This window comes from Actinacidiphila cocklensis (genome assembly GCF_907177275.1).
GTDB lineage: Bacteria > Actinomycetota > Actinomycetes > Streptomycetales > Streptomycetaceae > Actinacidiphila > Actinacidiphila cocklensis.
In genome coordinates this window covers 24,198-36,960 of sequence record NZ_CAJSLV010000050.1, presented here as the reverse complement: position 1 = coordinate 36,960, position 12,763 = coordinate 24,198, and the positions used below count along the sequence as shown (strand labels likewise).

The window sequence follows — 12,763 nt, the reverse complement described above, 5'->3', positions numbered from 1 at the left end:
GCCCGTCGACTCTGGGGGAGATCCAGTGCACTCGCATACCCGCTCTGTTCCGCGCCGTTCAATCCTCGCGGCCGGAGCCGCAGCCGCCGTCACGGCCGCCGTCGGCACCGCCGCCCGGGCGACGCCAGCCGCCGCCGACACCCTGTCCACCAACGGCTATGTCGACGTCCAGCTCGTCAACATCACCGACCTCCACGGCTACATCGCCCCGCCCGGCCCGAGCGAGGGAGGGACGATACCCGACCCGGCCGGCGGCTCACCGATCGTCACCGGGGGTGCCGCGTACCTCGCCACGCACCTCAAGCGGATCAGGGAGGGCCACCCGAACTCGCTCTTCTTCTCCGCCGGCGACAACTTCTCCGGATGGGCCTCCTACGCGGATACCCAGAACAACGAGCCCACCATCGAGGTCCTCAACGCGATGGGCCTCCAGTTCTCCTCGCTGGGCAACCACGAGCTGGACAAGGGCATGGATTTCACCATGAACCACATGGTGCACGGCAAGGACTACCCGTTCGACGCGCCCTTCTCGAGTTTCCCGACGTCGACAGGCCGCCGCTTCAAGGGCGCCGACTGGACGTACTACAGCGGCAACGTGGTGCGCCGCGAGGACGGCAGCCAGCTGCTGCCGTCCTGGAACATCGAGTACGTGGACGGCCCCCGCGGGCGGCGGCTGCCCATCGGGTTCATCCACATCACCGTTGAGGGCTGCGTCGAGGGTCCCGGTTTCAACTGCTCCTACCAGCCCACTCTCAGGACCACCGACCTTATCGAGAGCGCGAACCGGTCCGCCGCCGAGCTCAAGGCGCGCGGCGTCAACGCGCTGGTCGTCGTGATGCACGAGGGCGGTTACGCCGGCGACGACTACAACTCCGGCAGCAGCCCCACCGGGCCCGCCTTCGAGCTGGCGGCGAAGGCCGACCCCGACATCGGCGTGATCGTGACCGGACACTGGCACTGCCGCTTCAACATGATGATCAACGACCCCTACGAGGTGCCCCGCCCCGTCGTCGAGGCCGGCTACTACGGCCAGCTCGTCAACGAGATCAACATCATGCTTGACCCGCTCACCGGGAGGATCGTCCGCGAGCTGACGACATCCACCAACCACGCCGTCACCCGTGACGTCCCCCAGGACGCCGAGATTGCCGACATCGTGGGCTACTGGACCGGCCGCTCCACCGCGCAGGACGCCACCCCCGTCGCCCGCCAGACCGGTGACCTCACCCGCGCCGCCAACGCCTCCGGCGAGTCCACGCTCGGCAACCTCGTCGCCGACTTCCTGGTCTGGGAGTCCACCCAGTACGCGGAGAAGGGCGCCGCCCGCGCCCCCCGCCCTGCCGAGCTGGCCATCCTCCCCAGCAAACCCCCCAAGGCCCGCTCGGCCCTCGGCGGGGACATGCCCTACGCCAAGGGCAAGGCGACCGGCGACGCCGACGGCGTGATCCTCTTCGGCGAGGCGTGGAAGGCGTACGGCTTCGACAGCCCCAACATGTCCGCGACCTACACCGGCGCGGCCATCCACGAGGCACTCGAGGAGCAGTGGCAGACCGCCTCCGGCGGCAGCGTGGGCTTCTACCCGCTGGCGGTGTCCGACGAGGTCAGGTACGTCTACGACACCTCGAAACCCGTGGGCTCCCGCGTCGACCCGGCGAAGGTCACCATCGGGGGGAGGCCGCTCGACCTGAACGGCAGCTACCGGCTGGCGACGAACGCCTACACGATGCTCGCCTACGACGGGTACGACGCGCTCACCACGTACACCGACCCGGTCCGCCACACCCTCGACCACGAGGGCTTCATCCGCTACCTGCGGGCCAAGAAGACCATCACCCCGCCGCCCCTGGGCCGGGCCACGCCGGCCTAGGCCCAATGCCGTTCGGTTAGGGGTCCGGCCGCCGTAGGCCCAGCAGTAGCGGCCGGGTAGATTCCGTCGAGCGCGACAATCGGCACATGCCATGCCCGCGGGTCGCGCCGCCGTCCGACGGACGCCAGCGATCGGGCGGCCATCCTGGTATATCACCTCCGCCTGAACTGGGGCGGTTCACCTCAGCATTGCGTGGATTGAGTCCTGGCAGCGCCGTTGCACGCTCCCCTGCACAAATGGCCACCGCGCGGCCACCGGTGGGGCAGGTTGACGCTGCGGACCGTGGTGATCCACTCGGTGAGTTTGTCGTTGTTGGCCTGGGCCGGGGTCAGGAGTGCGGCGAACTCGCCGGTGAGTCGCGTGAGTGCGGTCATCTCGGGGGCAGGCTGCGGTGAGGAGGCCGAGCAGGGCGGTGTCCTTGGTCCGTAGGTGCTCGGGGTGGGTGAGCAGGAGCCGGGCGAGGTGGCGGGGGGTTGTGACGGGACGGTCGCCGTCGGCGCGGCCCTGGTTGAGGTAGCGGACCAGCAGGTTGGCGCTGCCGGTGCAGCCCAGCTTCCTGATCTCGGCGTCAGATCGTGCGCTAAGGGCTCTCCGGTCCGTTTGGGGCTTTGACCTGGGGTAATTGGGCGTCGGAGCCTTCGAGGGTTGCTGTTGTCGATCTTCGGAGAGCTGTTGTGGCGGTCGAGTTCCTGACGGACGAGCAGGCGGCCCGGTACGGGTCGTTTCACGAGGCGCCCTCGCGGGCGGAGCTGGAGCGGTACTTCTTCCTGGACGACGCGGACCGGGAGGCGGTGCAGGCCAAGCGCCGGGCCCATAACCGGCTCGGGTTCGCGGTCCAGCTCACGAGCGTGCGGTTCCTGGGCCGGTTCATGCCGGGACCCGCGGCAGGTGCCGGCGGAGGTGGCCGAGTACCTGGCCGAGCAGTTGGAGATCGAGGACGTCTCGTGTCTGAAGCTGTACGGCGAGCGGGACGGTACGGCCCGTAGGCACGCCGGTGAGATCCAGGAGGCCGGGGGCTGGCGGGACTTCGCCGAGGTCCGCGAGGAGCTGGTGGTCTGGCTGGACGCACGGGCGTGGACGACCGGGGACGGACCGAAGGCGTTGTTCGACGCGGCGGCCGGCTGGTTGCGCGAGGGGCGGGTGCTGCTGCCGGGGGCGAGCCGTCTGGCCCGGCTGGTGGCCTCGGTGCGTGAGGCGGCGAACCAGCGGCTGTGGGACAGCCTGTACGGGATGCTGAGCACCGGGCAGCGGGCGGTGCTGGACTCTTTGCTGACGGTGCCGCCCGGGGAGCGGGTCTCGGAGCTGGACCGGCTGAGGCGCGGGCCGGTGCGGGTGTCGGGTCCGCAGATGAAGCGGGCGCTGGAGCGGGCTGAGGAGATCACCGCGTTCGGGATGGGCGCCGTTGATGTGTCGCGGATACCGCCGCGGCGGCTGGCGGAGCTGTCCCGGTACGGGGTGGACGGGAAGGCGTCGCTGCTGCGCCGTCACGGCGATCCCCGCCGGTTGGCGACGCTGCTGGCCACCACTGTCTACCTGACGACCCGGGCCGTCGACGACGCGCTCGACCTCCTGGAGGTGCTGATCGCGACGAAGCTACTGGCCAAGGCCGAGCGCGAGACCGTCAAGGAGAAGATGAAGACGCTGCCGCGGGTCGAACGGGCATCGGCGAAGCTGGCGACCGCGTTCCAGATCGTGTTCGACACCACGAGCGAGCTGGTCGACACCGACACCGGGGAGGTCACCGGGCCGGCGGTGGAGTCGTTCGAGGCGATGTGGGAGCGGATCGAGGCGGTGGTGCCCCGGCACGAGCTGGCCGCCGCGATCGCCGCGCTGTTCGAGCTGACTCCGCCGCTGGACTCCGATGCGGACGAGGCGTGGCGGTCGATGCTGGTCAGCCGGTTCGGCACGGTCCGGCCGTTCCTGAAGCTCCTGGTCGCGGTCGTCGACTTCGGCGCCCCCCGAGGGCGAGGCCGTGCTGGCCGCGCTCAAGTCGCTGCCGGATCTCATGGGCCGCAAGAAGGTCGGCCCGGCCGAGATCGACACCGGGCTGCTGGCCGGGTCGTGGCGGCGCCTGGTCCTCGCGGCGCCGCACCTGGAGCCGGGCACGGTGGACTGGAAGGCGTACACGTTCTGCACGCTGGAGCAGCTGCACCGGATGCTGCGAAGCAATCGCGAAGAACTCCTCGAAGTGGGGTGACCCGCGGGCGAAGCTGCTGGCCGGTGAGGCGTGGGAGCAGGCCAGGCCGACCGTGCTGGCCTCGCTCGGACTGCCCGGCGAGGTGGGCGGGCACCTGGCGGCGCGGGCGGTGCTGCTGGACGGCACGTACCGGGAGGTCGCCGGACGGCTGCCGGACAACGCGCAGATCGTCTTCGACGACGACGGCCGTCCGCACTTCGCGGCCCTGGAGCCGGAGCCCGAACCGGCCTCCCTGCTGGAGCTGCGGCTCGCGACCTACAGGGCCGCGAACGCCACCTTGATCGAGCACCAGGCGTCCATCGGCCTCGCGACCGCGTGGGGCGGCGGCCTGGTGGCCTCGGTCGACGGCATGCGGTTCGTCGTGCCCGTGCCGTCGGTGTACGCGCGGCCGAACCCGAAGTACTTCGGCCGCCGGGGCGGCGCCACCTGGCTCAACACGATCAATGATCAGGCTGCCGGGCTCGGTGGGAAGGTGGTGGCCGGCACGCCGCGTGACTCCCTGTCCGCGCCTACGACGTGATCCGGATGCTCTCCCGCGACGGACGGGCCACCCCACTCGGGGACGCGCTCGCGCATTACGGGCGGATCGCGAAGACTCTGCACATCCTGCGTCTGGCCGACGAGCCCGGCTACCGCCGCCAGATCAAGGTGCAGGCCAACCTCCAAGAAGGCCGGCATGCGCTTGCCCGGAAGATCTTCCACGGCCGGGCGGGGCAGCTGTACCAGCGCTACCAGGACGGCATGGAGGACCAGATCGGCGCCCTCGGCCTCGTCCTCAACGCTCTGGTCCTCTTCAACACCCGTTACCTGGACGCCGCCGTCACCCAGCTCCGCGCCGACGGCTTCGAGGTCCGGGACGAGGATGTCGCGCGCCTCTCCCCGTTCGTGCGGCACCACGTGAACATGCTCGGCCGGTACTCCTTCCAGCTTCCCGACCTCCCCGGTGGCCTACGGCCCGTGCGCGACAAGAACGCGGCCGGCAGCGAGTAGGCACCGGCAAAGGCGTGCCGGGCCGCGGTCGCCCGAGGTGCTTCGGCGGTACGAGGGCTTCAGGCCCCTTCCTCCGGTGCGCGGGTGGTGCTGCCGGCCGGGGTGAGGCAGCGGCGCACGAGGGCGAGGGTGCGCTGTGTGACCGTATCGAGGGGGGTGCCGTTCTCGACGGCGGCCAAGGCGGTGTGCAGCATTCCGGCGATGAGGTCGGCCGTGAGTGCGGGCTCAGAAGCGCCGAGCTCCCGGACGGCGGCGCGGAACGGTTCGACCTGGTCCAGGTGGAGTTCCATCAGCCGCTGCTGGCAGGCCGGAGGAAGGCCGGCGTTCATGAGGGCGACGGCGGGCCGGTGTGCGCCTTCGGCGCCCAGGCGGAGGCTTTCCCCGAAAAACGCCTCGACGCGTTCCAGCGGGCCTTTCGCGGTGGCTATGGCACGGGTGAGTGCCTCGTTGGAGCGCCTGAAAGCTTCCTCCGTGATGGTGGCCAGGAGGGCTGCCGAGGAGTCGAAGTACTGGTAGACGCTGGAGCGGGCCAGGCCCGCGCGGGCGCCGACCGCCGCCGGTGTGACGGCGGCGGCGCCCTCGTTGACCAGGATGTCGATCGCCGCCCCGATCAGCGCCTCGCGTTGCTGGGCATGGTGCTCGGCGACGGTGGAGGCGTTGATTTTCGGCATGCGGGGCGGGCTCCTGGAAGGGTGGACAGGGCCGGGAATGCGGCGCTGGTTGGCGGCCCCCGTCAGGACAGGCGGCCGTCGACCATCTCGTACACCCGGTCGGCAGCGTCCATTATCGCCGTGTCGTGGGTGACCATGACCGTGGCCGTGCTGCGCTCATGGGTCTGCTCGGCGATCAGCCGCACCGCCTCGGCGGATCGTACCCGGTCCAGTGCCGAGGTGGGTTCGTCCACCAGCAGGACGGCGGGGGAGGTCATCAGGGCGCGGGCCAGGCCGGCGCGCTGGCGCTCGCCGCCCGACAGCTGATGCGGACGGGAGCCGGCGCGGTGGGTCAGTCCGACGGCTTCGATGAGTTCGTCTGCGCGGGCCCGGGCAGTGGTGTCGAGGCGTCTGTCGATGTGCAGGGGCAGCAGGAGCTGTTCCCTCACAGTGAGGGAGGCCAGCAGGTTTGACTGCTGGAAGACGAAGCCGATGTGGCGAAGACGGGCGGCGGTGCGTTCCTTGTCCGAAAGGGCGGTCAGCTCGGTTCCGGCGATGTGCACGGTGCCCGAGGTGGGCCGCTGGAGGCCGCCGGCGACGGCAAGGAGGCTGGACTTGCCGGATCCGGAGGGGCCGACGACGGCGACGAACTCACCGGGGGCGACGGTCAGGCCGACGTGGTCGAGGGCGGTGACGGCGGTATCGCCGTCGCCGAGGGTGAGGGTGACGTCGTCCAGGCGCAGCCCAATGGAGCCCACGGTGTCCGCGGCGGCCTGGTGGTCGGTTGCGTGTGTGGTCATCGGGTGGCTCCCAGAGCGGTCAGGGGGTCGACGGCGGTGATGCGGCGGACGGCGACGACGGCGCCCACGGTCCCGAGGACGATGAGGAGGCCGGAGGAGGTGGCGATGGCCGGTGCGGAGAGGGAGAAGGGGGCCTTACCGATCATCGCGCTGCCCAGGGCCAGGCCTACGGCGGTGCCGAGGGCCGTGGCTCCGACGAGCACGGCGACGACCTGGGCGAGCGCGTCGCGCAGGATGTACCCGGTGGGGGCGCCCAGTGCCTTCATCAGGGCGATCTCGGGCTTGCGCTGGACGGTCCAGACGGTGAAGAACGCGCCGACGACCAGGGCGGAGATGACGTACAGGAATCCCTTGATCAGGGCCATGGTGCTCGACTCGGCCTCGTAGCCGGGGGACGCGTCGAACGTGGCCTCCTTGGTCTCGGCGAGGGTTCCGGTGGCCCTTTCCACCACGGCGACGTCGGCGCCCGGCTTCAGGGTCAGGGCCACCGCGGTGGCCTGGCGGCTCGCGGCCTCGGGCAGGTCGCCGGGCAGGCCGTAATGCAGATGCCGCCACGTGTCGAGGTCCGCGTAGACGACCCCGATGTGACCGTAGGAGACGGTCCCGCCGACCAGGCCCACGACCTTCAGCCGCACCCCGCTCCGGTCCGCGGTCAGAACATCGCCGATCTCCACCCCGAGATCGGCGATCTCCCGGGTGATCACGATGCCCGCACCGCCCTCCTTCAGGCCCTCACCCTTGCTGGGGCGGGGCGCCAGGGAGGAATCCGGTGCCATGCCGAAGACGGCGAGGTTGACCCGCTCCCCCTTCTTGGCGCCCTGGGTCACCTGGGCATTGGCCAGGGTGTTCCCGAACGGCTCCGCCCGCTCCACCCCCGGGGCCTTGGACCACGCCTGCCAGTCCTCCTCCTCCACGGTCGAGCGGGAGAACTGCTCGCTGGTCGCCTTCTCGTCAAAGGCCATGTGAGTCACGGGCAGCGCGCGCAGGCCGGATATGCCGGCGTCCGCCAGACCGGAGGCAAGCCCGGACAGGAGGACACCGAGTACGGCGATGAGCGCGACCACCGCGCCCATCAGGGCGAAGCGACCGCGGGCGAAGCGCAGATCGCGTAGGGCAAGGAACACAGAACTCTCCGAGCGATGAAGGGAATGAGGACACGACAGACTGGCCACGCGCCTCTTTGCCTAAACTTGACGACGTCAATGTCGGCATCTTATCGGATGTTGCCGACGCACCCGTCGGCATGTTGTGTCGCGTACGTCGACCGGGTCCTCTCCGCCAGACCGCCCCTGTGCGGGTGTGGCCTGGCTTCGCCTGGGGTTGCACCGGGTCCGCCGACCGGCCGGATCGCTCACAAGGCCCGGTCGCCGAGCTGTTGATCACGACGCCGGAGCGGGCTGAGGAATCCGCCGTCACGGCCCGGGAGCCGGCGGACCGCCGTCGCGGAGAGTTCCTTCTCGCTGGACCGCGGCGTCAAGAGAACAGCACCGACGCCTCGTGCAGTCGGCGCCTAACCAGGCCGCGGGCACGCTGCGGGTGAGGGCCTGCTCCGCGGTCAGCGACGGCTGCCGCCGGGAGCGAGCAGGCTGGTGAGCTCGGCGATCGCCTCTGGGGACGGCTTGAAGTAGCGCCGGACGTTCTCCGGCTTCTTGTGCCTCGACTTCGCCATCAGCATCAGCAACGACGCGCCCTGCTCGCCGAGGTGGGTCAGGGGGGAGTGGCGGTACTCGTGCAGATCCCAGCCCGTTCCAGGTCCACGTACGGCGGTGTGCTCGTCGAGGAGGGCGCGGGCCTGGCCGTAGGAGAGGCGGGCGAACCCGGTGTCCGGGCAGACGTCGCGCGGGCTGACAACCTTGCCGGGCCCCGGGCGGCGGTGGCTGACGAACACCGGCCCGCGGGTGCGTCCCTGCAGCCAGGCGGGGCAGGAGCCGGGCAGTGCCGGCGTCCCAGTACACCGTCTCCAGCACGTAGTCCTCGCGGACCTGGCCCCGGCGGCGGACCTTGGTCCGGGCGCCCTTCGCCTTGACCAGGCAGCGGCGCCCGGCGAAGTCCAGGTCCTCGATGTTCACGCCAAGGATCTCCTCCGCCCTGGCCGAGGTCTCGTAGAGCATCCGCCACAGGGTCTTCTCCCGCAGGTGAACCTCGCGCCGGGCGATCAGCCGGTCGACGGCCGTCTTCGAGCGGGCCGGGGTCTCGGAGTCCGGCGCAGCCAGTCGCTTCGCCCAAGCCGGGACGGTCGGGCCCTCGTAACCGCGCTCGGAGCACCAGCCCGTCCAGGACAGCACGGCGCCGCGGCGGGCGTTCCAGGTGTTCACCGCCGAGTGGCCCCACAGCAGTTCCAGCGCCTCGCCGATCTCGGCGTCCTCCACCGACGCGAGCAGCCGGCCCTCCCCAAGGCGCTCGGCGGTCTTCCCGACGGCGATGCCTTAGTTTCGGACGGTGTTCGGGTTGCCGAGTGAGTCGAGGAACAGGTCGGCCGCCGTCCGGACGGTCAACGCCTTCCCGGTCGACAGCTGGACGAGTGTGGGCACCGTTTTCCCCTTGCCGCAGATAACAGGGCCGCTTCGTGCAGCGGCAGGAGAACCTCACTGCAGGTGACGGATCAAGCTACCGCAGATATTGGGGTGATATCTGTGGGACGACTTCAGACCGCTCCTGCGGCCGACGACCTGCCAGCCGCCCACCAGGGCCGACGGAGGCTTAGCGCACGATCTGACGCCGATGTTCCTCAGACCCCGACTCCGAGTCTGTGCACGGCATGTCGATGATCGCGGGGCGCGGCCCGCGCTGCCGTAGGCCGCTCACCCCTGTTCACGCGCCTTGTTCTATTCCTTGCCGCCGGTGAGCGCGGACAGGGCGTCGTCCAGGCGGCGGGTGGCTTCCTGGGCGACGGGCTTGAGGGCGTCCTGTCCGGTCAGGGTGACCATGGTGGCGGGGTCGAGGGCCTGGACAGCGACACGGTCGCCGTCGGTGCGGACGACGACGTTGCAGGGCGGCAGCAGGCCGATGGAGCGGTCGGCTTCGATCGCTTGGTGGGCCAGGGGCGGGTTGCAGGCGCCGAGGATCAGGTAGTTCTCCATCTCGTGGCCCAGCTTCTCCTTCAATGTGGCCTGCACGTCGATCTCGGTGAGGATCCCGAAGCCCTGTTCGGCCAGTGCTTCGCGTACGGCGGTCACGGTCTGTGAGAAGTCGCCGTTCACGTGCACGGTGCGGCTGTAGGTCATGGCCGTCTCCTTCTTGTCGTCCGGCGTGCTGATGCGTCTGGTGTCCGGCGGGTGCCCGATCGGGCTGCCGTCGACCTGGAATATACCCCCGGGGGTACTGGTGTTACGGTGGAGTCAGATACCCCCCCGGGTAATTTTCATTCGTTAGGAGTACCGGCGTGTTCTTCGTTGACACCATCGAGCTGGAAGGTCTCGGCAACCGCAGCTACCTGGCCGGCGGTGAGAGCGCCGCGGTGGCGGTGGACCCGCCGCGCGACATCGACCAGGTCCTGGCGGCAGCCGCCCGGCGCGGTGTGCGGATCTCCCATGTCGTGGAGACCCACATCCACAACGACTACGTCACCGGCGGACTCGAACTCGCCCGGATCACCGGCGCCCGCTACCTCGTGCCGGCCGGCGCGAACGTCACCTTCGACCGCGTCCCTGTCGCCGACGGCGACCGTGTGGACATCGACCCCGGCAGCGGGGTGACGCTCGAGGCGATTGCGACGCCGGGCCACACCCCGCACCACACCTCCTACGCGCTGCACGAGGCGGGGCGGGCGGTGGTCGTCTTCACCGGCGGGTCGCTGCTGATCGGCACCGTCGGACGGCCGGACCTGGTCGAGCCGCGGCTGACCGAACAGCTGGCCCGCGCCCAGCACGCCTCCGCCCACCGCCTGGCCTCCGATCTTCCCGACGAGACGGCGGTGCTGCCCACCCACGGCTTCGGCAGCTTCTGCTCCTCGGCCCAGTCCGAGGGCGAGGAGACCACGATCGGCAAGGAGAAGAGCGCGAACACCGCGCTCACCGTGGACGTGGACACCTTCGTGGCGGAGCTGCTGGCCGGGCTGGAAGTCGTGCCCGCCTACTACACGCACATGTGCCCGGCCAACGCTGCTGGCCCCGCTCCGCTCGACCTGACCCCGCCCGCCCTCGCGGACGCCCACGACATCGCCGCCCGCCTCGCGGCCGGCGAATGGGTCGTCGACCTGCGCGACCGTGTCGCGTTCGCCGACGGGCACGTGGCCGGCTCGTTCAACTTCGAGGCCGACGGCAAGCTCGCCACCTACCTCGCCTGGATGATCCCCTGGGACAAGCCGGTCACCCTGCTCGCCGACACGGCCGAGCAGCTCGCCGACGCCCAGCGCGAACTGGTGCGGGTGGGCATCGACCGCCCGGCCGCCGCCGCCACCGGCACCCCCGACGCCTGGCTTCCCGCCGGCACGGCCCCGGCCTCCTTCCCCCGCTCCACCTTCGCCGGACTCGCCGCCCAGGACATCGACGGCGTGGTGGTGCTCGACGTGCGCCGCGACTCCGAGCGCGAGGGCGGTTGGATCGAAGGGTCGGTGCACATTCCCATCCACGAGCTCCACGGCCGCCTGGCGGAGGTGCCGCCGGGGACGGTGTGGGTGCACTGCGCCGGCGGGATGCGGGCCGCGATCGCCGCGTCCCTGCTGGACGCCTCCGGCCGCGACGTCGTCGCCGTCGACGACGGCTTCGACGCCGCCACTGACGCCGGCCTGCCCCTGACCGCCGGCTGACAGACACCCCCGCCCCCCGCACGAGAATGGAGAGGGGAGAACACTGATGTTCCTCTTCCGCCACAGCCAGCCCCGCGTCAGCGTGGACCAAGCCCGCAGCCGCACCAGTGGTGACACCCCGGACGCGATCCTGCTCGACGTCCGCGAGAAGCCCGAGTGGAACGCGGGCCACGCCCCCGGCGCCGTCCACGTCCCCCTGTCGAAGCTAGTGACTGGCGCCGATCTGCCGGCCGAAGCGTCCGGCCGGCCGCTGGTGGTGATCTGCCGCAGCGGACACCGCTCCCAGCAGGCCGCGAAACTCCTCACCGAGCGCGGAGCGCAGGCGGTCGACGTCAAGGGCGGCATGAACGCGTGGGCCGCCGCCGGACACCCGGTGCTCGACGAACGCGGGAACAACGGCCAGATAGCGTGACCGCGATCGTTCTCGCCCTCATTGCCGGGGCCGTCGTCGGCCTCGCCCTCGGAGCCTTGGGCGGTGGCGGCAGCGTCCTGGCCGTGCCCGCCCTGATCTACCTGCTCGACTTCTCCCCGCCCGCGGCCACCACCGCCAGCCTGATCATCGTGGCCGCCACCTCCGCCACCGCCCTGTACGCCCACGCCCGCGACGGCCATGTTGCCTGGAAGGTCGGATCGCTCTTCGCCGCCGCGGGCATCATCCCCGCCTACCTCGCGGGAGCAGCCGCCGGACGTGTGCCGGAGGCGGCGCTGACCGTCGCGTTCGCGGTGATCGCGGCACTGGCGGCCGTGCGGATGTTCCGACCGTCCTCATCAAGGCCGCCGGAGCGGATACGGCCCGGCAAGGCGGCCGGGGCAGGCGCCGGGCTCGGCGCGGTGACCGGATTCCTTGGCGTCGGCGGAGGGTTCCTCGCAGTCCCGGCCCTGGTGAGCGTGCTCGGCCTGACCATGCGCCGCGCGGTGGGCACCAGCCTGCTCGTCATCACCGTCAACTCACTCGCCGCCCTGACCGCCCGCACCGGGACCGGCGGCGGCCTCGACTGGGCGCTCATCGGGCCGTTCACCGGAGCGGCGATCCTCGGTGCCTGGGACGGCAAACGCCTCAGTACCAAGGTCTCCGGCAACAGCCTGCAAAAGGTCTTCGCCGGGGTGCTGCTGGCGGTGGCCGTGTTCATGCTGATCGACGTGATCGTATGAACAGCCCGGCCACCGGGCCCGTCAGGCCAGGGACAGGAACAGCTTCTCCAGCCTCGCCCGCATCTGATCGCGGTCACCGGCCTCCTGGCCGCCCTCGGCCATGCAGTGCTGCAACCCGGTCGCGATGATCGCGAACCCGGCCCGGTCCAGCGCACGGGAGACCGCGGCGAGCTGCGTGATGACGTCCTCGCAGTCCCGGCCCTCCTCGATCATCTTGATGATCCCCGCGATCTGGCCCTGAGCCCGCCGCAGCCGGTTCAGAACCGACTTCAGCTCGTCGGCTGCCATCTCCAGCTCCACCGTCCACCTCCACGAAATCAAATACCCCTAGGGGTATCATACCGGGTCCGGACACCCGTT

General features: G+C 70.7%; 9 protein-coding genes and 2 pseudogenes. 5 read left to right on the top strand and 6 right to left on the bottom strand.

All coding sequences use genetic code 11. The features are described 5' to 3' along the window. Window positions 1–25 precede the first annotated feature (25 nt). Both NFU81_RS13920 and NFU81_RS13910 read left to right on the top strand, forming a co-directional pair. On the top strand, window positions 26–1,867 hold the full coding sequence (locus tag NFU81_RS13920; RefSeq protein WP_251489449.1) for a bifunctional metallophosphatase/5'-nucleotidase: 1,842 nt from the start codon (window positions 26–28) through the stop codon (window positions 1,865–1,867). A gap of 674 nt (window positions 1,868–2,541) precedes the next feature. Further along, window positions 2,542–5,054 (top strand): annotated as a pseudogene (locus tag NFU81_RS13910) (Tn3 family transposase). 59 nt (window positions 5,055–5,113) lie between these two features. Here NFU81_RS13910 and NFU81_RS13905 read toward each other — a convergent pair. From NFU81_RS13905 to NFU81_RS13885, 5 genes and pseudogenes are all read right to left on the bottom strand, one after another. Beyond that, window positions 5,114–5,725 (bottom strand): TetR/AcrR family transcriptional regulator, encoded by a 612-nt coding sequence (locus tag NFU81_RS13905; RefSeq protein ID WP_251489447.1) that lies wholly within the window; start codon window positions 5,723–5,725, stop codon window positions 5,114–5,116. Window positions 5,726–5,787: 62 nt separating this feature from the next. Then, window positions 5,788–6,504 (bottom strand): ABC transporter ATP-binding protein, encoded by a 717-nt coding sequence (locus NFU81_RS13900; RefSeq protein WP_251489446.1) that lies wholly within the window; start codon window positions 6,502–6,504, stop codon window positions 5,788–5,790. Further along, window positions 6,501–7,628, bottom strand: coding sequence for an ABC transporter permease (locus NFU81_RS13895; RefSeq protein WP_251489444.1), 1,128 nt, complete (start codon window positions 7,626–7,628; stop codon window positions 6,501–6,503). The genes NFU81_RS13900 and NFU81_RS13895 overlap by 4 nt, the downstream gene beginning before the upstream one ends. A gap of 431 nt (window positions 7,629–8,059) precedes the next feature. After that, a pseudogene (locus tag NFU81_RS13890) lies at window positions 8,060–9,035 on the bottom strand (tyrosine-type recombinase/integrase). 294 nt (window positions 9,036–9,329) lie between these two features. Beyond that, window positions 9,330–9,728 (bottom strand): DUF302 domain-containing protein, encoded by a 399-nt coding sequence (locus NFU81_RS13885; protein ID WP_251489442.1) that lies wholly within the window; start codon window positions 9,726–9,728, stop codon window positions 9,330–9,332. A gap of 158 nt (window positions 9,729–9,886) precedes the next feature. Here NFU81_RS13885 and NFU81_RS13880 point away from each other — a divergent pair, with 158 nt between their 5' ends. From NFU81_RS13880 to NFU81_RS13870, 3 genes are read left to right on the top strand one after another with little or no spacing between them, the layout of a single operon-like run. Next, window positions 9,887–11,251: an MBL fold metallo-hydrolase gene (locus NFU81_RS13880; protein ID WP_251489440.1), complete on the top strand. Its 1,365-nt coding sequence runs from the start codon at window positions 9,887–9,889 to the stop codon at window positions 11,249–11,251. Window positions 11,252–11,297: 46 nt separating this feature from the next. Continuing rightward, a complete protein-coding gene (locus tag NFU81_RS13875; protein ID WP_251489438.1) occupies window positions 11,298–11,663 on the top strand; it encodes a rhodanese-like domain-containing protein in 366 nt (121 codons plus the stop codon). Then, complete coding sequence (locus NFU81_RS13870) at window positions 11,660–12,403, top strand: sulfite exporter TauE/SafE family protein (protein ID WP_251489436.1); 744 nt, start codon at window positions 11,660–11,662, stop codon at window positions 12,401–12,403. Before NFU81_RS13875 ends, NFU81_RS13870 begins: the two co-directional genes overlap by 4 nt. 21 nt (window positions 12,404–12,424) lie before the next feature. On the opposite strand, the gene NFU81_RS13865 is transcribed toward NFU81_RS13870, so the two are convergent. Further along, window positions 12,425–12,703 (bottom strand): metal-sensitive transcriptional regulator, encoded by a 279-nt coding sequence (locus NFU81_RS13865; RefSeq protein WP_056792769.1) that lies wholly within the window; start codon window positions 12,701–12,703, stop codon window positions 12,425–12,427. Between the last annotated feature and the right edge of the window lie 60 nt (window positions 12,704–12,763).

What these genes read in the sequence shown, in the direction of transcription:
- NFU81_RS13900 (WP_251489446.1), bottom strand. Translation starts at nt 6,504, where the DNA reads ATGACCACACACGCAACCGACCACCAGGCCGCCGCGGACACCGTGGGC.
- NFU81_RS13905 (WP_251489447.1), bottom strand. Translation starts at nt 5,725, where the DNA reads ATGCCGAAAATCAACGCCTCCACCGTCGCCGAGCACCATGCCCAGCAA.
- NFU81_RS13875 (WP_251489438.1), top strand. Translation starts at nt 11,298, where the DNA reads ATGTTCCTCTTCCGCCACAGCCAGCCCCGCGTCAGCGTGGACCAAGCC.
- NFU81_RS13885 (WP_251489442.1), bottom strand. Translation starts at nt 9,728, where the DNA reads ATGACCTACAGCCGCACCGTGCACGTGAACGGCGACTTCTCACAGACC.